Annotated in this window: 1 protein-coding gene; it reads left to right on the forward strand. The window is 69.5% G+C overall.

What is annotated here, in order from left to right; translation table 11 throughout:
• Positions 1 to 7 precede the first annotated feature (7 nt).
• Complete coding sequence (locus H7F53_RS02365; RefSeq protein ID WP_185677884.1) at positions 8 to 23,989, forward strand: hypothetical protein; 23,982 nt, start codon at positions 8 to 10, stop codon at positions 23,987 to 23,989.
• Positions 23,990 to 24,019: the final 30 nt, after the last annotated feature.

Genomic DNA, 24,019 nt, shown 5'->3' on the forward strand with positions numbered 1-24,019 from the left:
GCTCAGCATGGTGAAACTGTCTCGCGGCAAGCCGGGCCTTGGCAAGAAGGTGATGGGCGGCAAGCATGCGCAGCCTGCGCAGGACGCCGCGCATCAGGTTGCCGTCAGCCAGCAGAACCAGGACTACGGTGCGGCCAAGGTCGTCCAGCTCGACAGCGACGACAAGGCCAAGCTCGGCATGCGCTTCGCGCCCTTCAAGGTCGAGATCGTCGACGTCGACGTTGTCCTGATCTTCAACGACGGCACCAGGATCATCATCCCGGGCATGGCCCTGGCGGCGTTCTCCGGGCGCAAGCCGATCCTGGTGTTCGACGACAAGGAGTTCAGTGCCGACCAGACCGTCGGCATGGTTGGCGAGATCAGCGCCTCCGACGCTTCGATCAACCTGCACCTCAGCAGCGCCGGCGACGACAAGACCGTGGCCGATCCCAAGGACGGGGCGGGCGTGCAGCCGGCCGATTCCGGCCAGCAGCAGGCCCAGCAGCAGGCCAAGGAGCAGCAGCAGGTCAAGGCGGCCGAGAGCACCAGCCGTCTGACTGAAAAGATCAGCGACACCCAGGCCTCGAGCGCGCCACCGCCGGGCATCATCTCGGCCCGGGCCGCCGAACCGTCGCCCGACGATGCGATCGGACCGGCGGGGATCGGTCGGCTCGTCCCCAAGCTGACCTATTCGCTGTTCAACTCGGAAAGCCAGGTCCGCACCGCGGAAGCCGGGCAGACCGTGATCAAGGGTGACACCGGCGGACCGAACTCGTCCAAGGACGCGGGCTATACCGCGCAGTCGGCGCAGGAGACGGTCACCGGCACCTCGGGCAACGATGTGATCTATGCCGACCGCGCGGACCATGCGCCGCTCGGCTCGACCATGCGCGTGCTCAAGGTCGAGGCCATGGTCCCGGCCAAGAACCTGACGCTCAAGGAGTTCCTGATCCCGTCGCTGCCGGCGGGCTATACCATTGCCAATGGCACCCTGACCGACAAGGGCTGGCTGGTGGCGGCCGACCAGGGCAACATCCAGAAGCTCACCACCAAGGTCGATGCGACCACCGGCCAGACGGTCACCCTGCCCGAGAGCCAGTCGTTCTTCAGCTTCGAGATCCTGCTGACCTACACGGTGCCGGCCACCGGCACGCCCACGAACAGCAGCGGTTTCCAGGACGAGTTCTTCCTCCCGGTCATGCTGGGCCTGTCGGCCGACGGCACGACCAGCACCTTCGCCGTCTCGGTGGCGGCGCATTTCGGCATCAAGGAGGTCACCGACGCGGCCGGGATGACCGTGACCGATCCGGTCAGCGGCGAGCCGATCTACGTCCTGTTCTCGAACCCGCCGGGCACCAAGATCGATGCCGGCGACGGCAACGACCAGATCTTTGCCGGCGCGGGCGCCGACCAGGTCGACGGCGGCACCGGCACCGATGTGCTCGACTACAGCCGCTCGGGCGAGGGCGTCGAGGCGAACCTCGCCACCGGCAAGGGCGCCAAGGGCTTTGCCCAGGGCGACACCTACCAGAACGTCGAGGGCCTGATCGGTTCGGACTTCGCCGACCGGCTCACCGGCGATGCCGGGGACAACACCTTCGTCGGCGGCAAGGGCGCGGATACGATTGATGGCGGGGCCGGCTCCGACACGGTCGACTATTCCCAGGCGCTCGCCGATGCCCCCGAGGGCGAGGCCGGGATCGAGGTGTTCCTCGATGGCACCCCGTCCACGGGGGGTGAAGCCACGGGCGACGTGCTGACCGCCGTCGAGCATGTGATCGCGACCGACCGCAACGACGTGTTGCACGGCGGCGCGGCGGGTGAGTGGCTCGAGGCCGGCGCGGGCGACGATACGATGACCGGCAGCGCCGGGGCCGATACGCTCGATGGTGGTGCCGGTACCGACACGGCCGATTACTCGGCGAGCGCTGCCGCGATCCGGGTCGCGCTGGATGGCACTCCCGGCGCGGGCGGCGATGCCGAGGGCGACGTGCTGCGCGGCGTCGAGATGGTGATCGGATCGGCCTTCGCCGACACGCTGGTCGGCTCGGTTGGAGATGATACCTTCGAGGGCGGCGCAGGGGCCGACAGCATCGATGGCGGTGCCGGGATCGACGCGATCGACTTCACCTATTCGGGCAGCGCGGTCGAGGTCTATCTCGACGGCCGGGTCAGTCGCGGCGGCGATGCCGAGGGCGATGTCTATGCCAACATCGAGCAACTGACCGGCTCGAGATTCGCGGACCGCCTGGTCGGTGCGGCGGGCGACGACACGCTCAATGGCGGGCTCGGGGACGATACGCTGGAAGGCGGCGCCGGGGCAGATGTGCTCGACGGCGGGGATGGCGTCGACATCGCCTCCTATGCCTCGGCCAGCGCCGGGGTGACTGTTTCGGTCGATGGCAGGATCCAGACCGGTGATGCGCTGGGCGACAGCTACATCGGCATCGAGGGGCTAGAGGGCTCGGCCTATGACGACACTCTGATCGGTGCGGCCGGCAACGACGCGCTGGGTGGCGGGGCCGGCGACGACCTGCTGCTTGGCGGTGGCGGGGCCGACACACTGGACGGTGGGGCCGGCTTCGACACGATCGACTACAGCGCCAGCTTCCAGGCGATCAGTGTGCGTCTTGACGGCGGTCCCAGCTTCGGCGGCGACGCCCAGGGCGACGTCATCACCACGGTCGAGCATGTGATTGGCTCGGCCTTCGACGATACGATGATCGGCAGCACCAGCGCCGACATGCTTGACGGCGGATCGGGCAACGATTCGCTGGTCGGTGGCGTCGGTGCCGACACCTTGCTGGGTGGGCTGGGGACCGACACGGCCTCCTATGCCGGCAGCACTGCCGGGGTGTCGGTTGGGCTCGACGGAACCACCGGCCGTGACGGCGATGCCGAGGGCGATGTGATCCTCGGCGTCGAGAACCTCACGGGCAGCGCCTTCAACGATCGCCTGGCCGGCGATGACAATGCCAACCTCCTGAGCGGCGGCGAGGGCGATGACACCCTGGTCGGTGCCTATGGCGCCGATACCCTGGCCGGCGGAGCCGGCTTCGATACGGCCGACTATTCGGCGGCGCAGGGGGCAGTGACCGTGCGCCTCGACGGCAACGGCTCGACCGGCGATGTTGCCGAGGGCGACGTGCTGCGCGGCATCGAGCAGGTGATTGGCGGCGCTTACGCGGACCTGCTGATCGGCGATTCCGCGGCCAACGTGCTGCAGGGCGCTGCCGGCGACGATACGCTGCGCGGCGGCGCGGGGGCCGATAGTCTGGTTGGTGGCGACGGCCGTGATACGGCTGACTATGGCGACGCTGCCGGCGGCGTGCAGGTCGATCTTGCGGCCAACACCGGCCGCGGCGGGACGGCACAGGACGACAGCTACACCGGCATCGAGAACCTGCGCGGCTCGGATTTCGCCGACCGGTTGGGCGGCGACGCTGGGGACAACCTGCTGGCGGGCGGGTTCGGCAACGATACGCTGGCCGGCGCCGCCGGGGCCGACACGCTCGACGGGGGCGGCGGCAACGACGTAGCCGACTATGCGGCCAGCGCGGCGGCGGTCCGGGTCTCGCTCGAATCCGGCATGGCCCAGGGTGGCGATGCCGAAGGCGACCTCCTGATCGGCATCGAGGGCCTGTTCGGTTCGGCCTATGCCGACACCCTGACCGGCGATGCCAACAACAACACCCTGACCGGCGGCGCCGGCGACGACATCCTGACCGGCGGCGCCGGTGCCGACGTGCTGGACGGCGGCGACGGGATCGACACGGCCGACTATGCCGCTTCGTCCTCCGGCGTGATCGTCGGGCTCAATGGCGCGCCCGGACAGGGCGGCGAAGCCCAGGGCGATTCGCTGATCGGGATCGAGCGGCTGGTCGGCTCCGGCTTTGCCGACCGCCTGACCGGCGGCACCAGCGATGATACCCTGACCGGCGGCGCCGGCGACGACACCCTCCAGGGGCTCGGCGGCGCCGACGTGCTCGACGGCGGCAGCGGCCTGGATATCGCCGACTACTCCGCCAGCAACGCTGGCATTATCGCCGGTCTCGACGGCCGCACCAACCAGGGCGGCGATGCCCAGGGTGACGTGTTCCTCAATGTTGAAGGGCTGGCCGGTTCTAAATTCGCTGATTCGATCTATGGTTCGGCCAACGGAGACATTCTGCGTGGCGCGGGCGGGGACGACACCCTTTTCGGTTCGCTAAGCGCCGATACGCTCGAAGGCGGCATGGGCTTCGATACGGCCGACTATGCCGGCTCGACCGCGGCGGTGAATGTCAACCTGCAGGCCGGCAGCGGCTCGGGCGGCTTTGCCGAGGGCGACCAGATCGACGGCATCGAGAGGGTCGTCGGTTCAGCGTTCGACGACGTACTCACCGGCAGCAGCGCTGCCGACGCCCTGCTCGGCGGGGCGGGCGGCGACACGCTTCAGGGCGGGGCCGGCGCCGATACGCTCGATGGCGGGGCCGGGACCGACACGGTCACCTACGCGCTCTCCGGCGCGGGCATCCGCCTCAGCCTGGACGGCACGGCAGGCCAGGGCGGTGACGCCGAAGGCGACCGGGTGAGCGCGGTCGAACGCGTGATCGGCTCGCTTTACGACGACACGATCCAGGGCGTGGGCGCCGGCGAGGTGCTCGAGGGCGGGGCCGGCAGCGACCTGCTGGCGGGTGCCGGCGGCGACGATACCCTGGCCGGCGGAACCGGCGATGATTCGCTCGATGGCGGTAGCGGCGCGGACAGCCTGACCGGTGGTGAAGGCGACGACATCCTGGTGGGCGGGGCGGGTGCCGATACGCTGGTCGGCAGCTCCGGCGTCGACACGGCCGACTACGCGGGCTCGCAGGGAGCGGTCTCGGTCGCGCTCGACGGCAGCCTCGGAAGCGGCGGTGATGCCGAGGGTGATGTTCTGTCCGGCATCGAGCGCCTGCTCGGTTCGGGCTTTGCCGACAGTCTGGTCGGCAGCATGGCGGCCGATACGCTCGAGGGCGCGGCCGGCGACGATACGCTGGTCGGCGCGGCGGGCAACGACATGCTGGCGGGCGGCAACGGCGACGACCTCCTGCTCGGGGGCTCGGGTGCCGACACGCTCGACGGCGGTACAGGCTTCGATAGAGTCGACTACTCGGCCTCGGGCGCCGGGGTCACCGCCTATCTCAACGGCTCGGCCGGGCTTGGCGGCGATGCCACGGGCGATGCCCTGATCGGCATCGAGCACGTCATCGGCACCGGCTTCGACGATCGCCTGATCGGCGCCACGTCGGACGAATGGCTCGAGGGCGCGGGCGGCAATGATACCCTGATCGGCGGTGCCGGGGCCGACACGCTCGACGGCGGCGCCGGGATCGACACGGCCGATTATTCGGCCTCGGGCGCGGCGGTCAATGTCGACCTCGCGGCCGGTACGGCCTCGGGCGGCGATGCCGATGGCGATCGCCTGACCGCCATCGAGCTGCTGATCGGTTCGACCGGCAACGATACCCTCGCGGGTACGGCGGCCAACGACACCCTGCTCGGCGGCGCTGGCCAGGACCTGCTGGTCGGGCGCGGCGGCGGCGACGAACTGCGCGGCGGGGCGGGCGACGATACGCTCGACGGCGGGGCCGGCGCTGACATCCTTGATGGCGGCGAGGGCATCGACACCGTCGACTACACGACCTCGGCCTCGGCGGTCTCGGTCAGCCTCGATGGCTCGACCGGCACCGGCGGCGATGCCCAGGGTGACGTCCTGATCGCGATCGAGAACCTGACCGGGTCGACGCTGGGCGACGTGCTCACGGCCGGCAGCGCGGCTGCCAGCCTGCGCGGCGGTTCGGGCGACGATACGCTGCGCGGCGGGGCCGGGGCCGATCGCCTGTTCGGCGAGGCTGGTGACGATTCGCTGGTGGGCGGGGCCGGGGCCGACGTGATCGACGGCGGCAGCGGCTTCGACACGGTCGACTATTCGGCCTCGGTCGGCGGGATCACCGTCGCGCTCGACGGTTCGGTCGGGCGCGGCGGCGACGCCGAAGGCGATACGCTGTTCGGGCTCGAGCAGGTGATCGGCTCGAGCTTCGATGACCGCATCACCGCTGGGGCCAGCGCCACGCGGCTGAGCGGCGGGGCGGGCGACGACACCCTGGCCGGTGGCAGCGGTAACGACCTGCTGGTCGGCGGCAGCGGCGACGACATTCTGGGCGGTGGAGCCGGGGCCGATACGCTGACCGGCGGCAGCGGCATCGACACGGCCGATTACAGTTCGGCCGCGGCCGGCGTGGCCGTCGCGCTCGACGGCACGGCCGGGACCGGCGGGGATGCGCTCGGCGACGTGCTGAGCGGCATCGAGATCCTGATCGGGTCGGGCGATGCCGACACGCTCGGCGGCGGCGTGGGCAGCGAGACCCTGCGGGGCGGGATCGGCGATGACCGCCTGCGCGGCAGCGCGGGGGCCGACATGCTCGATGGCGGCGCAGGGTTCGACGTGGTCGACTACGGGGCCAGCGCCAATGGTGTGACTGTCGGCCTTGACGGCTCGCTCGGCCTTGGTGGCGATGCGGCGGGCGACCAGCTGATCGCGGTCGAAGGGGTGATCGGCTCGGCCTACGACGATCGCCTGACCGGCGGAGGCAGTGATGACCTGCTCGACGGCGGTGCCGGCAACGACAGTCTGTTCGGCGGTGCCGGTAGCGATAGCCTGCTGGGCGGCAGCGGCGACGATACGCTCGAGGGCGGGGCCGGTCCGGATCTGCTCGACGGTGGCGCCGGCTTTGACACGGTGGACTATTCGACCTCGTCTGCCGGGGTGCGGGTGTCGGTCGACGGCTCGGTCAGCACCGGTGGCGCAGCCGAGGGCGATCGTCTGCTCAATGTCGAGCAGCTGATCGGCTCGAACTACAACGATACCCTGCTCGGCACGGCCAACGGCGACCTCCTGACCGGCGGCGGCGGAGATGACGTGCTCGGCGGACGTGCCGGGGCTGACACGCTCGACGGCGGCAGCGGCTTCGATACGGCCGACTATTCCGATGCCGGGGCGGCCGTGGCGGCCAGCCTCGCGACCGGTCGCGGCACCGCCGGTGATGCCGCGGGCGACGTGCTCATCAGCATCGAGCGGCTGGCCGGTTCGGCCTTTGACGATACCCTCGTCGGCGGCGCCGGCGATGCCGTGCTCGACGGCGGGGCCGGCAACGACTCGCTGCTCGGCGGAGCGGCGATCGACACGATGAGCGGTGGCGCCGGCAACGATACGCTGGTGGGCAGCGCGGGTGCCGACCTGCTCGATGGCGGTGCGGGCTTCGATACGGTCGACTACTCGGCCTCGAACACCGCGGTGCAGGCCCGCCTGGACGGCGGCACCTCGTCCGGGGGCACGGCCGAGGGCGATATGCTGAGCAGTGTCGAGGCGGTCATCGGCTCATCCTACAACGATACGCTGGTTGGCTGGGCGGCGGCGGAAGCGCTGTCGGGCGGCGCCGGCGACGATACGCTGATTGGCGGCACCGGAGCGGACACGCTCGATGGTGGCGCCGGTGAGGATCAGGCCGACTACTCCGGTGCGACCGCGGCGGTGGGGGTCAACCTGGCGACCGGCGGCTTTGCCGGCGAGGCCGCGGGGGATGTGTTCGCCGCGATCGAGATCGTCCAGGGTTCGAACTTCGATGACACGCTGTTCGGCGGCACGGCTGCCGATCTGCTGCGCGGGGGCGTCGGCGACGACAGCCTCGGCGGCGCGGCGGGCACCGACACGCTGGAAGGCGGCAGCGGCAACGACACCCTGCTCGGCGGTGCGGATGCCGACCAGCTGGACGGCGGCACCGGGCTCGATACTGCGGACTACAGCACCAGCGGCGCCGCCGTGGTGGTCGGCCTTGACGGATCAACCGGCGCGGGCGGTGATGCCCAGGGCGACCTGCTCACCTCGATCGAGCGGTTGACCGGCTCGGGCTTCAACGACGTGCTGACGGGTTCGAGCGGCAACGACACGCTTGATGGCGGTGCCGGCAGCGACAGTCTGTTTGGCGGAGCAGGGGCCGATGCGCTGCTCGGCGGTGCGGGCGATGATCTGATCATCGGCGGGGCCGGGGGCGATCAGGTCGATGGCGGGGCCGGGTTCGATACCGTGTCCTACGCCGGTTCGCTGGCTGCGGTGGCGGTCAACCTCGATGGCACCCCCAATACCGGTGGCGATGCCCAGGGCGATATCCTGGTCGCGGTTGAGGGCGTGATCGGCTCGGCTCTGGACGACACGCTGACCGGTGCGGCCAGTAGCGACCTGCTCGACGGCTCGGGCGGCGATGATAGCATCCTGGGCGGGGCCGGCGCCGATACCCTGACCGGCGGTTCGGGGGACGACACGCTCGTCGGCGGAGCCGGGGCCGATTCGATCGATGGCGGTACCGGCTTCGATGCCGCTTCCTACGCCACGGCCAGCGGCGGGGTGGCGGTCGATCTCAGCGGCAATGCCGGGACCTTTGGCGATGCCCTCGGCGATCGTTTGGCCAACATCGAGATCCTGACCGGTTCGACCTTCGCCGACACGCTTGGCGGCGGCGCAGCTGCGGAGACGATTTCCGGCGGTGCGGGCGACGACAGTCTGCTCGGCAGCGCCGGGGCGGACCTGCTCGACGGCGGCTCGGGCACCGACACGATCGACTATTCGACCTCGGGCGGCGGGGTCACCGCCTATCTCGATGGCCGGCTCGGCATCGGCGGCGATGCCGCCGGCGACCAGATCCTCAACGCCGAGCGGTTGATCGGCTCGGGCTTCAACGACCTGCTTACCGGTAGCAGCAGCAACGACACGCTGGTGGGCGGCGCGGGCGATGATCGCCTCGATGGCGCCGATGGCAGCGACGTGCTGCAGGGCGACAGCGGGGACGACACCATCCTCGGCAGTGACGGGGCCGATACGGTCGATGGCGGCACCGGCCTTGATACGGTCGATTACTCTGCCTCGGGCTCGGCGGTCCGCATCGCGCTCGATGGCGTCGCCGGGATCGGCGGGCAGGCCCAGGGCGATGTGATCGCCGGAGCCGAGCGGCTGGTCGGTTCGGCCTTCGCCGACGTGCTGGGCGGCAGCACCGGCAACGACACGCTGAGCGGCGGCGATGGCGATGATACTCTGCTGGGCAGCGCCGGTGCGGACCGTCTTGACGGTGGCTCGGGCAGCAACACCGTAGACTACTCGGCCAGCGCCGGAGCGGTCACCGTCTATCTGGATGGCACCGCCGGTCTGGGCGGTGATGCGGCCGGTGACGTGCTGGTCAATGTTCAGCGCGCGATCGGTTCGGCCATGGCCGACCGGCTGACCGGCGCCGGCACCGACGACGTGCTCGAAGGTGGTGCAGGGGACGATACCCTGGTCGGCGGCTTCGGCGCGGACTCGCTGGTCGGTGGCACCGGTACCGACACGGCAGACTACTCCGCCTCCAGCGCCGGCGTGACGATCAGTCTTGACGGCACCGCCGGATCAAGCGGCGATGCGAGTGGCGACCGGCTGGTCGGCATCGAGGCGATCATCGGTTCTGCCCAGGCCGACAGTCTGGGTGGCAGCGCCAACGACGACCGGCTCGATGGCGGTGCCGGCGCGGACAGCCTCAGCGGCGGCGCGGGTGCGGACAGCCTGCTGGGCGGAGCTGGCGATGACCTTCTGGTCGGCGGAGCCGGGGCGGACAGCCTGGATGGCGGCGCCGGCTTCGATCGGGCGGACTATTCCGCCTCAGCAGCCGGCATCGCGGTTGACCTTGCCACGGGTCTGGGGACCGGCGGCGATGCCGCGGGCGACCGCCTGACCAGCGTCGAATCGATTACCGGTAGCGACCATGACGATACGCTCAGCGGCAGCGCGGCGGATGAGCGGCTCGAGGGCGGGCTCGGCAACGATGCGCTTGGCGGCGGTGCGGGCAGCGATACCCTGCTGGGCGGATCGGGTGACGACACCCTGATCGGCGGAGCCGGGGCGGACCTGCTCGACGGGGCGAGCGGCAGCGATGCGGTGGATTACACCGCCAGCGCCGCCGCAGTCCAGGTGATCCTCGACGGATCGGCGGCCTCGGGCGGCGACGCCCAGGGCGATGTCCTGCTCGGGATCGAACGGGTGATCGGCTCGACCTTCGACGATACCCTTGTCGGTAGCTCGGGCGCCGAGCGGCTGGAAGGCGGCAGCGGCAACGACGTGCTCACCGGTGCGGCCGGATCGGACACGCTGCTGGGCGGCCTCGGTGACGACACCCTGCAAGGCGGTGCCGGCGCCGATGTGCTCGACGGTGGCGCCGGCACGAACACGGCGGACTATTCGGCCTCCGGCGCGGCGGTCACGATCGATCTGGCTGCGGGCCAGGGCCTTGGCGGCGACGCGCAGGGCGACAGCCTGAGCAACATCCAGCGGGTGATCGGCTCGGCCAGCGACGACGTTCTCCAGGGCAGCGCTGGAGCCGACCGCCTCGACGGCGGTGCCGGCGATGACACCCTGCAGGGCGCGGCCGGCGCGGACACGTTGAACGGCGGCGGTGGGGACGATTCGATCATCGGCGGGGCCGGCGCCGACACGATCGACGGCGGCAGCGGCTTCGACAGCGTGTCCTATTCGGGGGCCGGGGCCGGGGTCACGGTCTATCTCGATGGCCGTGCCGGGCTTGGCGACGAGGCCCAGGGCGACGTGCTCGGCAACGTCGAGCGGGTGTTCGGCAGCGGTTTCGCCGACGTGCTGGTCGGCGCCGCGGGCGCCGAAACGCTCGCGGGCGGCAGCGGTGACGATACGCTGGCCGGCTCGGCCGGTGCCGATCTGCTCGACGGTGGTGCAGGCTTCGACACGGCCGACTATTCCGGCTCCACGGCCGGCGTCACGGTCTATACCGATGGCTCGATCTCGCTCGGTGGCCAGGCCGCGGGCGATACCCTGACCAGCATCGAGCGGGTGCTCGGTTCGGACCAGGGCGACATGATCGTGGGCTCTGGCGCGGACGAACGGTTCGACGGCGGGGCTGGCAACGATACGCTGCTCGGTGGCGGCGGGACTGACACCCTGATCGGCGGCAGCGGTGACGATACCCTGATCGGTGCGCTCGGGGCCGACGTGCTGCAGGGCGGCACGGGTGTCGACACGGCTGACTATTCGGCCAGTGCCGGGGCGGTCGCTGTCGGACTGGACGGCGGTGCCAACACGGGCGGGGATGCCCAGGGCGACACGCTGAGCGAAATCGAACAGCTCACCGGCTCGAGCTTCGACGATACCCTGCGCGGCGGCAGCGGCGCCGAGGTGCTGAGCGGCGGCGCCGGCGATGATCAGTTGCGCGGCAGCACTGGGGCGGATTCGCTGGTCGGCGGCACCGGCTTCGACACGGTGGACTATTCCGCCAGCCTCGCCGGCGTGCGCGCCGGGCTCGATGGCTCGGTCGGCCAGGGCGGCGATGCCGATGGCGATCGCATCAGTGGCGTGGAGCGGCTGATCGGGTCCGGTTCCGGCGATACGCTGAGCGGCAGTACGGCTGACGATGTGCTCGATGGCGGCGCCGGCGCGGATTCGCTGCTCGGCGGGCTCGGCCAGGATAGCCTGCTGGGCGGGACCGGCGACGATACCCTGATCGGCGGCGCCGGCGCGGATGCGCTGGACGGCGGGCTTGGCCTGGATACCGCCGATTACTCCGGCTCGGTGGTCGGGGTGCAGATCAATCTCAATGGGCTGGCCAGTTCGGGCGGCGATGCCGATGGCGATCTGCTGACCAGCATTGAGCGGGTCATCGGTTCGGCCTTCAACGACGTGATCCGCGCCGGTACGGCAGCGGATTCGCTGTTCGGTGGGGCCGGCGACGATACCATCTTTGCCGGTGCAGGCGCCGACCTGATCGACGGCGGAGCGGGCAGCGATACCGCCGATTATTCGGGGGCGACCAGTTCGGTCAGCATCGCGCTCGACGGCACCGCCGGCGTGGGTGCCGAGGCCGCGGGTGACTCCCTGACCGGGGTCGAGCGCCTGATCGGCTCGGGCCATGCCGACACGCTGGGTGGCAGCACCGGCGATGACGTGATCCTGGGCGGGGCCGGGGACGATGCGATCACCGGCGCTGCGGGCAACGACAGCCTGACCGGCGGTGCGGGCAACGATACCTTGACCGGCGGAGCCGGAGCCGACTTGCTCGAGGGTGGGGCCGGGACGGACACGGCCGACTATTCGGCCGCCGCGGGCGGTGTGACCGTATTCCTCGACGGGACTGCCGGCAGCCGCAGCGATGCGGCGGGCGACGTCCTCGTCAGCATCGAGCGGCTGGTCGGCTCGGCCTTCGACGATCGCATGTTCGGTTCGAACGCCTCGGAAGAGCTGCGCGCGGGCGATGGCAACGATTCGCTGGTCGGTTCGGGCGGCGATGATGCGCTCTACGGCGAGGCCGGCACCGATACGCTGCTGGGCGGCACCGGCGCGGATACGCTGGATGGCGGTACCGGCTTCGACACGGCTGATTATGGCACCTCGCTGGCCGGGGTCGAGGTCAACATGGACGGCACGGTCAGCCGGGGCGGAGACGCCGAGGGTGACGTGCTGTTCGGCATCGAACGGGTCATCGGTTCGAGCCAGGCGGACACGATCCGCGGAGCCGCCGGCGCGGACAGCGTCGAAGGTGGGGCTGGCGACGATATCTTCACCTCGAGCGACGGTGCCGACACGCTGATGGGCGGCGCCGGCAGCGACACGGTCGACTATGCCGGCAGCACCAGCGGGGTTCAGGTCTGGCTTGACGGCACGGCCGGGCTTGGCGGCGATGCCGCCGGCGATGTCCTCGCCGGCGTGGAAATCCTGATCGGCACCAACTTCAACGATTCGCTCTATGGCGCGGCGGCCGCCGAATCGCTCGGCGGTGGCACCGGCAACGATCTGCTTTCGGGCGGGGCGGGCAACGACACGCTCGACGGCGGTACCGGCAACGACACCCTGGTGGGCGGCGCTGGCGCCGATGTGATCGATGGCGGGACCGGCAGCGATACCGCGGACTATTCGGCCGCCGGGGCGGCCGTGGCCGTGCGCATGGACGGTCTGGCCGGCACGGCCGGCGAAGCCGCGGGCGATACGCTGCTGGGCATCGAGCGGGTGGTCGGTTCGGGCTTCGACGATACGGTCTCGGGCAGCAGCGGAGCCGACACCATCGAGGGCGCCGCCGGCAACGACCAGCTTTCGGGACTTGGTGGCACCGACGTGCTCACCGGCGGCGCCGGCAATGATACGCTGGTCGGCGGCGGCGGGGCGGATACCCTCGACGGCGGCACGGGCAGCGATACCGCCGACTACTCGGCCAGCGGCGCGGGCGTCACGGTCTATCTCGACGGTCGCGCCGGGCTTGGCGGCGACGCTCTGGGCGACGTGTTGGGCGGGATCGAGGATCTCCGCGGCTCGGCCTTCAACGACCTGCTCGTCGGCACGACCGGCAACGATGCTCTCTCCGGCCAGGACGGCGACGATACCCTGACCGGCGGGGCCGGAGCCGACACCCTGGTGGGCGGAACCGGCTTCGACACGGCGGACTATGCGGCCAGCGGCGCTGCGGTCGCGGTCAACCTGACGAACGGAACCGGCACCGGCGGCGATGCCGAGGGCGACAGCCTGACCGGCCTTGAGCGGGTGATCGGCTCGGGCCACAACGACACCCTGACCGGCTCGAGCGGGGCTGACCTGCTCGAGGGCGGCGGCGGCGACGACCGGCTGCTCGGCGTGGCCGGAACCGATACCCTGTTGGGCGGAGCCGGAGCCGACACAATCGTCGGCGGCACTGGCGCCGACAGCATCGACGGCGGCCTGGGGATCGACACGGTCGACTATTCGGGCAGCAGCGCGGCTGTGACCGTCTATCTCGACGGCGTGACCGAAGGGGCTGGCGGCGAAGCCTCGGGCGATGTGGTGGCCAATGTCGAGCGCGTGCTCGGTTCAAGCTTTGCCGATATCCTCGTCGGCGCCGTGGGTGACGAGACGCTCTCGGGCGGCACCGGCAATGACACGCTGATCGGCGGGGGCGGGGCAGACGTCCTCGAGGGCGGCGCCGGCATCGACGCGGCCTCCTACGCTAATGCGACCGGGCCGGTCGCGGCCAGCCTGACCACCAATACCGGCACCTTGGGCGACGCCCTGGGCGACACGCTGATCGACATCGAGCAGCTGATCGGCTCGGACTACAACGACACGCTCGAGGGCGGCGCCAGCGCCGCGACCCTCAACGGCGGCCTTGGCGATGATCTGATCATCGCCGGCGGCGGGGCCGACAGCGTCATCGGCGGCGGTGGGCGCGACACGGTGACCTATGCCGGCGCCGGCGCCGCGGTCAGCATCGCGCTCGATGGATCGGCCGGGCAGGGCGATATCGCCGCGGGGGATCGCCTCAGCGGCATCACCAGCCTGGTCGGATCGACCTTCAACGACACGCTGACCGGCGCCTTCACTGACGATCTCCTGTCTGGCGGGCTCGGCAACGACAGTCTGGTCGGCGCGGCCGGCAGCGACACGCTCCAGGGCGGCGAAGGCAACGACGTGCTGCGTGGCGGCGCCGGCGCCGACGTGCTGGAGGGCGGCAACGGGACCGATACGGCGACCTACTCGGACTCGGCGATCGGGATCGTGCTCAACCTGGCGACCGGCGTGGCCGCGGGCGGCGATGCCCAGGGCGACACCTTCACCGGGATCGAACGGTTCGTCGGTTCGAGCGGGGCCGACCTGCTGGTCGCAGGCTCGGCGGTTGCCGACTTCGACGGCCATGACGGCAACGACACGCTGCAGGGCGGAACCGCCGCGGATTCGCTGAGCGGCGGCGTGGGTGACGATCTGCTGGTGGGCGGGGCCGGAGCGGACACGCTCGACGGCGGCACCGGGTTCGACAGCGCCGACTATTCGGCCAGCGATGCCGCGATCACCATCCGCACCGGCGGGGTCTCCGCGGGCGGTCATGCCGATGGCGACGTGCTGTCGGGGGTCGAGCGGATCGTCGGTTCGACCTTCGGCGACACCTTCGAGGGCGCGGCCGGCGACGAGACCTTCGAGGGTGGCGGCGGCAACGATACGTTCTTCGCCAGCGGCGGGGCCGATGTCTACGATGGCGGGCAGGGGCTCGACGTCGCGGACTACTCGCTCAGCACCAGCGCGGGCATGACGATCTACATGGATGGCAGCTTCGGCACCGGCGGCGATGCCGCAGGTGATCGGCTGTACAACGTCGAGGTGGTCATCGGCTCCAACCAGGACGACCGCATCACGGCCAACAACACGGGCGTGACGATCCAGGCCGGCGCTGGCAACGATAGCCTGCTGGGCGGTACCGGCAACGATACGCTCGACGGCGGCGCCGGCGATGACCAGTTCACCACCGGGCTCGGCGCCGATGCGGTGACCGGCGGCCTTGGCTACGACATCGTCGACTATCGCAACTCTGGCACCGCGGTGGCGATCGCCAACGATGGCACGGCCGGTTCGGGCGGCTGGGCCCAGGGCGATACGCTTTCCGGAATCGAGCAGATCGAGGGCTCGGCGCTGTACAACGACACGCTGCGCGGCAGCCAGTCGAACCTCGTCACCACCGTGCTCAACGGCTGGGGCGGCGATGACACCTTCTATTCGTTCGGCGCGGCCGACACGATGGACGGCGGGATCGGGGTCGATACGGCCGACTACGCCGGGTCAACCAGCGCTGTCACCGTACGGCTCGACGGCACGGCCAGCAGCGGTGGCGACGCGGCGGGCGACGTGTTGAGCAACATCGAGGTGGTGATCGGCTCGGCCTACAACGACCAGATCACCGGGACTGGTGCCAACGAAACGATGATCGGTGGCAGCGGTGACGACACGCTGGTCGGTGGCCCCGGCGCGGACCGGCTCGATGGCGGGGTCGGCTTCGACACGGTCGACTATTCGGGCTCCGGCGGCGTGATCGTGACCATGGACGGCACGGCCGGTACGGCAGGCGATGCCAACGGCGATATCCTGGTCAGCATCGAGCGCGTGATCGGCTCGAACCTGGCCGACGTGATCTATGGCTCGGCCAATGCCGACGTGATCCTCGGCGGCGGCGGCAACGACACGATCGCGCCAGGCACCGGGGCGGACACCGTCGACGGCGGGGCCGGCTTCGACATGGCGGACTACTCGTCCTCGACCATCGGTATCACGCTGAATGTCCTGACCCCCAGCAGCTCGACCGGCGACGCGGCCGGCGATGTGCTGACCAACGTCGAGGTCTTCAACTTGACCGGCTTCAACGACATTTTCGTTGGCACCGGCAATGATGACACCGTGTTCGGCGGTGCCGGCACCGATCTTCTCACCGGCGGTGCCGGCAGCGATTCGATCGATGGCGGAGCCGGCGACGATACGCTCGTCGGCGGGGCCGGGGCCGACACCCTGGTCGGTGGCACAGGCACTGACGCGGTCGATTACAGCACCAGTGCCGCGGCAATCACCCTGGCGCTCGACAACACTGTCGGCAGCGGCGGCGGCGATGCCGCGGGCGATCTTCTCGTCGGCGTCGAGAACGTGATCGGCTCGGACTTCGGCGACCTGATCCTGGGCTCGTCCACCGGCAACCGGATCGAGGGTGGGCTGGGTGACGACACGCTGGTGGGCGGTGGCGGAGCCGACACGCTGGTGGGCAGCGGTGGCAACGATGCAGCCTCCTACTACAACGCGCTTGCGGCCGTGGCAGCCAGCCTGGCAACCGGTACGGGCACCGTGGGCGACGCCGCCGGCGATACCTTCACGGGCATCGAGAACCTGATCGGCTCGAACTTCAACGATACGCTGACCGGCGATGCCGGCGCCAACACTGTCTCGGGCGGCTTCGGTGCCGACATGCTTTCGGGCGGTGCGGGCAACGATTCGCTGCTCGGCGATGCCGGCGACGACACGCTCGACGGCGGGGCCGGGGCCGACACGATCGACGGCGGCGCCAACATCAACACGGTCACCTACGCCTCAGCGGCAGCGGCTATCGCGGCCAGCCTGACCACCAACACGGGCACGGTCGGTGACGCGGCGGGCGACGTCTTCCTCAGCATCAACCACCTCACCGGTTCCAACTTCAATGACACGATCACCGGCAATGGTGGCCAGAACACACTGTTTGGTCTCGATGGTGACGACCTGATCGATGGCGCGGCCGGCAACGATTCGATCAACGGCGGTGCCGGAAACGACACGTTGCTTGGTGGCACCGGCTCGGATTCGATGGACGGCGGCCTGGGGGTCGACACGGTCGACTATTCCGCGGGCGGCAGCGGCATCACCGTCGACCTGGCTGGCGGCACTGGCACCGGCGGCAACGCTCAGGGCGATACCTTCGTCAACATCGAGAACGTGATCGCCACCAACGCCGACGACGTGCTCGTCGGTGACGGCGGGGCCAACCTGCTCGATGGCCGGGGCAGCAACGATATCCTGCTCGGCGGCGCAGGCAACGACACCATCCTGGGCGGCGACGGCAACGACGTGATCGCCGGCGGGACTGGCGCAGACTCGCTTGACGGTGGCGCCGGCGCCAACACCCTGTTCTTCGGCACCGACTGGAACAACCCTTGGACCAGTTCGTCGGCGGCAGGCATCACCATCGTGCTGGATGGCACGACCACGGGTGTGGGCGGCGATGCCCAAGGCGACACCTATGCCAACTTCACCGATATCTGGATGACCGGCTTTGCCGACCGGGTCACCGGCGTTGCCGCCAACGAGACGTTCCGCGGCAGCGTGGGGGCTGACAGTATCGACGGTGCCGGCGGCACGGACTCCATGAACTATTACTGGGGTGCCACAGCCGCGATTTCGATCGGCCTCGATGGCGTGGCCGGGACAGGCGGCACCGCCGCTGGTGACCGCCTGACCAACATCGAGGCGCTGTTCGGCACGACCTTCAACGACACGCTGTGGGGCGGGGCCGGCAACGACTACCTGTTTGGCGACAACGGCAACGATATCTTCCTTGGCGATGTCGGGGGCGATACGATCGACGGCGGCCTCGGCTTCAACACAGTCACCTTCGCGGCTTCGGGAACCGCGGTCACGGTCAACCTGCTGACTGGCACCGGCACCGGTGGATTGGCTCAGGGTGATGTCTACTCGAACATCCAGGCCGTGACCGGCTCGAGCGGGGCCGACCTGCTGATCGGCGATGGTGCAGCCAACTCCCTGAACGGCTCGGTTGGCAATGACACACTGCGCGGCGGGCTGGGTGCGGACACCCTCACCGGTGGCGGCGGCGCCAGCGACGTCGACTTTGCCGACTACTCGGATTCGGCCGCCGCGGTCACGGTCTTCCTCAATGGCAGTACGGGCGTGGGCGGCACGTCCGAAGGCGACGTGCTGATCGGGATCAGGGGCGTCATCGGGTCCGATTTCAACGACTCGATCCGTGGCACGGGCAGCGACGAAACGCTGCTGGGCGGGATCGGCAACGATACGCTCAACGGCGGGGTGGGGGCGGATTCGCTCGACGGTGGCACCGGCACCGACACGGTGACCTATGCCGGCTCGACCCAGGCGGTCACGGTTCACCTGAACGGGACCGCCGGGGTCGGCGGCGAGGCCCAGGGTGATCGCCTGACCGCGATCGAAGTGGTGATCGGCTCCAACTTTGACGACGTCATCAACGGTCACACCGGCAACGAGACGCTCCAGGGCGGCAATGGCAACGACACCCTGCTTGGTGGGGCCGGGGCGGATTCGCTGGATGGGGGCGCCGGAACCGACGTGGTGTCCTACAGCACGGCGGGGACGGCGATCACCGCCAGCTTTGCCAGCGGTTCCCTGGTCATCACCGGCGGCGATGCGACCGGCGATACGTTCAATCTGATCGAAGGCGTCATCGGCACCGGTCTGGGCGATTCGATGACGGGCGGTGCGGCGGCGGAATCCTTCGATGGCGGCGCCGGAAACGACACCATCGTCGGTAGCGCCGGTGCCGATACCCTCGTTGGCGGGACCGGCACCGACACGCTCACCTATGCCGGATCGGCGACCGGCGTGATCGTGCAGAACAACGCGGCCTTGACCGGTGCGATCGTCAGCTCGGGCGGTGATGCGGCGAATGATGTCGTTGTTGGCTTTGAGACGGTGATCGGCTCAAACGCCGACGACCAGCTGATCGACCTCAGCGGCGTGGCGACCCTCCTGACCGGCAACGACGGCAATGACCTTCTCGATGGCGGCGTGGGCGCCGATACGCTCGACGGCGGCGCCGGCAACGATACGCTCGATGGCGGATCGGGCGCGGATTCGCTGGTTGGCGGGACCGGCACCGATACCGCCGCTTATGCCTCGGCCACCGGCGGCCTCACCGCCAGCCTCGGCAACACCGCACTGAACAGCGGCGATGCGACCGGCGACACCTACAGCAGTGTCGAGAACCTGACCGGTTCCGGCTTCAATGACGTGCTGTATGGCGATGGCGGGGCCAATCTGCTCGATGGCGGCAACGGTGCTGACGTCCTGCTCGGCGGAGCTGGAGCCGATACGCTGACCGGCGGCGCCGGGGCCGATACGGCGAGCTATGCCAATGCTGGCTCGGGGCTCACGGCCAGTCTCGCCAACACCGCGCTCAATACCGACGATGCCGCCGGCGATGTCTACAACAGCATCGAGAACCTGACTGGCTCAGGCTTCAACGATACGCTCTATGGCGATGGCAGCGCCAACGCGATCGATGGCGGCAACGGCAACGACACGCTGATCGGTGGACTCGGGTCCGACAGTCTGACCGGCGGATCGGGGTCGGACACGGCCGACTACTCGGCCTCGGGCGCGGCGGTGACCGTCTATCTCGACGGGACGATCGGGGTTGGCGGCGACGCGGCGGGTGACAGCCTGACCGGGGTCGAGAACGTGATCGGGTCGGGTGATGCCGACCTGTTGACCGGCGATGGCAATGCCAACCGCCTCGATGGCGGCAATGGCAACGACACGCTGATCGGCGCCGCCGGAGCCGATACTCTGGTGGGCGGATCGGGCATCGACCTGGCGAGCTACGCCGCATCGGGCTCGGCGGTGACGGTCTATCTCGATGGCACCGCCGGCACGGGTGGCGATGCCGCGGGCGACGTGCTCTCGGGTGTAGAGAACCTCATCGGTTCGAACGGCAACGATGCCCTGTTCGGCGATGGAGCCAACAACCAGCTCGATGGCGGGGTCGGCAACGATACGCTGTCTGGTGGCGCTGGGGCGGACACCCTAAACGGCGGAACGGGCAGCGATACGGCATCCTATGTCGCTGCGTCAGCGGGCCTTACCGTCAGCCTGGCCAACACCGCGCTCAATACCGGCGATGCAGTGGGTGACAGCTACAGCAGCATCGAGAACCTGACCGGTTCGGGCCACAACGACATGCTGTACGGCGATGGCGCCGCGAACGTCCTTGACGGCGGCAGCGGCAACGACACGCTGGTCGGCGGCGCGGGCAACGACACGCTGATTGGTGGCATCGGTACCGACACGGCCGACTATTCGGCCTCGGGCGCGGCGGTGACGGTCTACCTCAACGGGACTGCCGGCAGCGGCGGCGACGCAGCGGGCGACGTGCTCTCGGGGATCGAGACGGTGATCGGCTCGAACAGCGGCGATACGCTGTTCGGCGACGGCAACAGCAACCAGCTCGATGGCGGCACCGGCAATGACACGCTGGTGGGCGGCGGCGGCGCCGATACGCTGATCGGCGGAGCCGGGTTCGATACGGCCAGCTACGCCAATTCGGGTTCGGCCGTGACCGTCAGCCTCGCCAACACCGGGCTGAACACCGGCGATGCGGTGGGTGACAGCTACAACAGCATCGAGAACCTGACCGGCTCGGACTTCGCCGACACGCTCTATGGCGACGGCAACGGCAACACCATCGAGGGTGGCAACGGCAACGACACCCTGATCGGCGCCGGTGGTCCCGACGGGCTGTTCGGCGGTGCCGGCAGCGATACGGCATCCTATGTCACGGCGGGATCCGGGGTCACGGCGAGCCTGGCCAACACCGGGCTGAACACCGGCGACGCGGTGGGTGACAGCTACAACAGCATCGAGAACCTGACCGGCTCGGACTTCGCCGACACGCTCTATGGCGACGGAAGCGCCAACCAGCTCGACGGCGGCACCGGCAACGACACGTTGATCGGCGGCGCGGGGAACGATACGCTGACCGGCGGCATCGGCACCGACACGGCCGACTATTCGGCCTCGGGCGCGGCGGTGACGGTCTACCTCAACGGGACTGCCGGCAGCGGCGGCGACGCAGCGGGCGACGTGCTCTCGGGGATCGAGACGGTGATCGGCTCGAACAGCGGCGATACGCTGTTCGGCGACGGCAACAACAACCAGCTCGATGGCGGCACCGGCAATGACACGCTGGTGGGCGGCGGCGGCGCCGATACCCTGATCGGCGGAGCCGGGTTCGATACGGCCAGCTACGCCAATTCGGGTTCGGCCGTGACCGTCAGCCTCGCCAACACCGGGCTGAACACCGGCGATGCGGTGGGTGACAGCTACAACAGCATCGAGAACCTGACCGGCTCGGACTTCGCCGACACGCTCTATGGCGACGGCAACGGCAACACCATCGAGGGTGGCAACGGCAACGACACCCTGATCGGCGCCGGTGGTCCCGACGGGCTGTTCGGCGGTGCCGGCAGCGATACGGCATCCTATGTCACGGCGGGATCCGGGGTCACGGCGAGCCTGGCCAACACCGGGCTGAACACCGGCGATGCGGTGGGTGACAGCTACAACAGCATCGAGAACCTGACCGGCTCGGACTTCGCCGACACGCTCTATGGCGACGGAAGCGCCAACCAGCTCGACGGCGGCACCGGCAACGACACGCTGGTCGGCGGCGCGGGCAACGACACGCTGATCGGCGGCATCGGTACCGACACGGCCGACTATTCGGCCTCGGGCGCGGCGGTGACGGTCTACCTCAACGGGACTCCCGGCAGCGGCGGCGACGCAGCGGGCGACGTGCTCTCGGGGATCGAGACGGTGATCGGCTCGAACAGCGGCGATACGCTGTTCGGCGACGGCAACAGCAACCAGCTCGATGGCGGCACCGGCAATGACACGCTGGTGGGCGGCGGCGGCGCCGATACGCTCATCGGCGGGGTTGGCACCGACACGGCGAGCTATGCGACCGCAGGTGCTGCGGTGATTGCCAGCCTGGCCAATGCGGCGCTGAACACCGGCGACGCGGTGGGCGACAGCTACAGCGGGATCGAGAACCTGACCGGCTCGGACTTCGCCGACACGCTCCATGGCGACGGCAACGGCAACACCATCGAGGGTGGCAACGGCAACGACACCCTGATCGGCGCCGGTGGTCCCGACGGGCTGTTCGGCGGTGCCGGCAGCGATACGGCATCCTATGTCACGGCGGGATCCGGGGTCACGGCGAGCCTGGCCAACACCGGGCTGAACACCGGCGATGCGGTGGGTGACAGCTACAACAGCATCGAGAACCTGACCGGCTCGGACTTCGCCGACACGCTCTATGGCGACGGAAGCGCCAACCAGCTCGACGGCGGCACCGGCAACGACACGTTGATCGGCGGCGCGGGGAACGATACGCTGACCGGCGGCATCGGCACCGACACGGCCGACTATTCGGCCTCGGGCGCGGCGGTGACAGTCTACCTCAACGGGACTGCCGGCAGCGGCGGCGACGCAGCGGGCGACGTGCTCTCGGGGATCGAGACGGTGATCGGCTCGAACAGCGGCGATACGCTGTTCGGCGACGGCAACAACAACCAGCTCGATGGCGGCACCGGCAACGACACGCTGGTGGGCGGCGGCGGCGCCGATACGCTCATCGGCGGGGTTGGCACCGACACGGCGAGCTATGCGACCGCAGGTGCTGCGGTGATTGCCAGCCTGGCCAATGCGGCGCTGAACACCGGCGACGCGGTGGGCGACAGCTACAGCGGGATCGAGAACCTGACCGGCTCGGACTTCGGCGATACACTGTATGGCGATGGCAGCGCGAACGTGCTCGACGGCGGCACCGGCAACGACACGCTGATCGGCGGCACCGGCAACGATACGCTGACCGGTGGGTCGGGCAGCGACACGGCAAGCTATGCGACCGCAGGAGCGGCGGTGATTGCCAGCCTGGCCAACACCGGTTTGAACACCGGCGATGCCGCTGGCGACAGCTACAGCGGAATCGAGAACCTGACCGGCTCGGACTTCGGCGATACGCTGTACGGCGATGGCGGCGCGAACGCGCTCGACGGCGGCACCGGCAACGACACGCTGATCGGCGGCGCCGGCAACGACACGCTGATCGGCGGCATCGGCACCGACACGGCGAGCTATGCGACCGCTGGCAGTGCGGTGATTGCCAGCCTCGGCAATTCCGGGCTGAACACCGGTGACGCCGCTGGCGATAGCTACAGCGCGATCGAAAACCTGACCGGTTCGAGCTTTGCCGATGCGCTTCATGGCGATACCGGCAACAACGTGCTCAATGGCGGCGCCGGTGATGACACGCTGCTGGGCGGTTCTGGCGCCGATACGCTGATTGGCGGGGCCGATAGCGATACGGCCAGCTATGCGGGTGCCGGTTCGGCCGTCGCGCTCACGCTGGATGGAACGGGCAGCGGTTCTGGAACGCTGGGGGATGCGTCGGGCGACAGCCTGTCGGGGATCGAACGCGTGCTCGGCTCCGCGTTCTCGGACGACTTTACCCTGACGCTGGGCAATGGCTGGTCGGTCGATGGTGGCGCAGGGACGGACTCGGTACACTTCGCCGCCAACAGCGGAACGATCGTTGAATCCCAGTTGACGGGCGTGCTGACCAACGTCGAAGTGCTGGACTTCACCAGTGGAGCGACCTCGGCCAACCTGACCGTCAGTGCCAGCTTCATCCAGTCGCTGGTTGGCGCCGGCAATGCCTCGGCGCTGACGATCGATATCGACAGCAACGATAACTTCGCCATCGGGGCTGGTTCGTTCGTCGACGTGCAGGGCAGCGATTATCTGTTCTACAGCGATGCCAGCATGAGCACCCAGATCGCGAAGATGACCGTGGTCAACCACTGATCGCAGAAAGCTGGGAGGCGTCCCCTGCCG

Origin of the sequence: Novosphingobium piscinae, from assembly GCF_014230355.1 — a bacterium.
GTDB classification, from domain to species: domain Bacteria; phylum Pseudomonadota; class Alphaproteobacteria; order Sphingomonadales; family Sphingomonadaceae; genus Novosphingobium; species Novosphingobium piscinae.

Excerpts from the sequence above, each read along its gene's own strand:
- H7F53_RS02365 (WP_185677884.1), top strand. The coding sequence starts at position 8 with ATGGTGAAACTGTCTCGCGGCAAGCCGGGCCTTGGCAAGAAGGTGATG.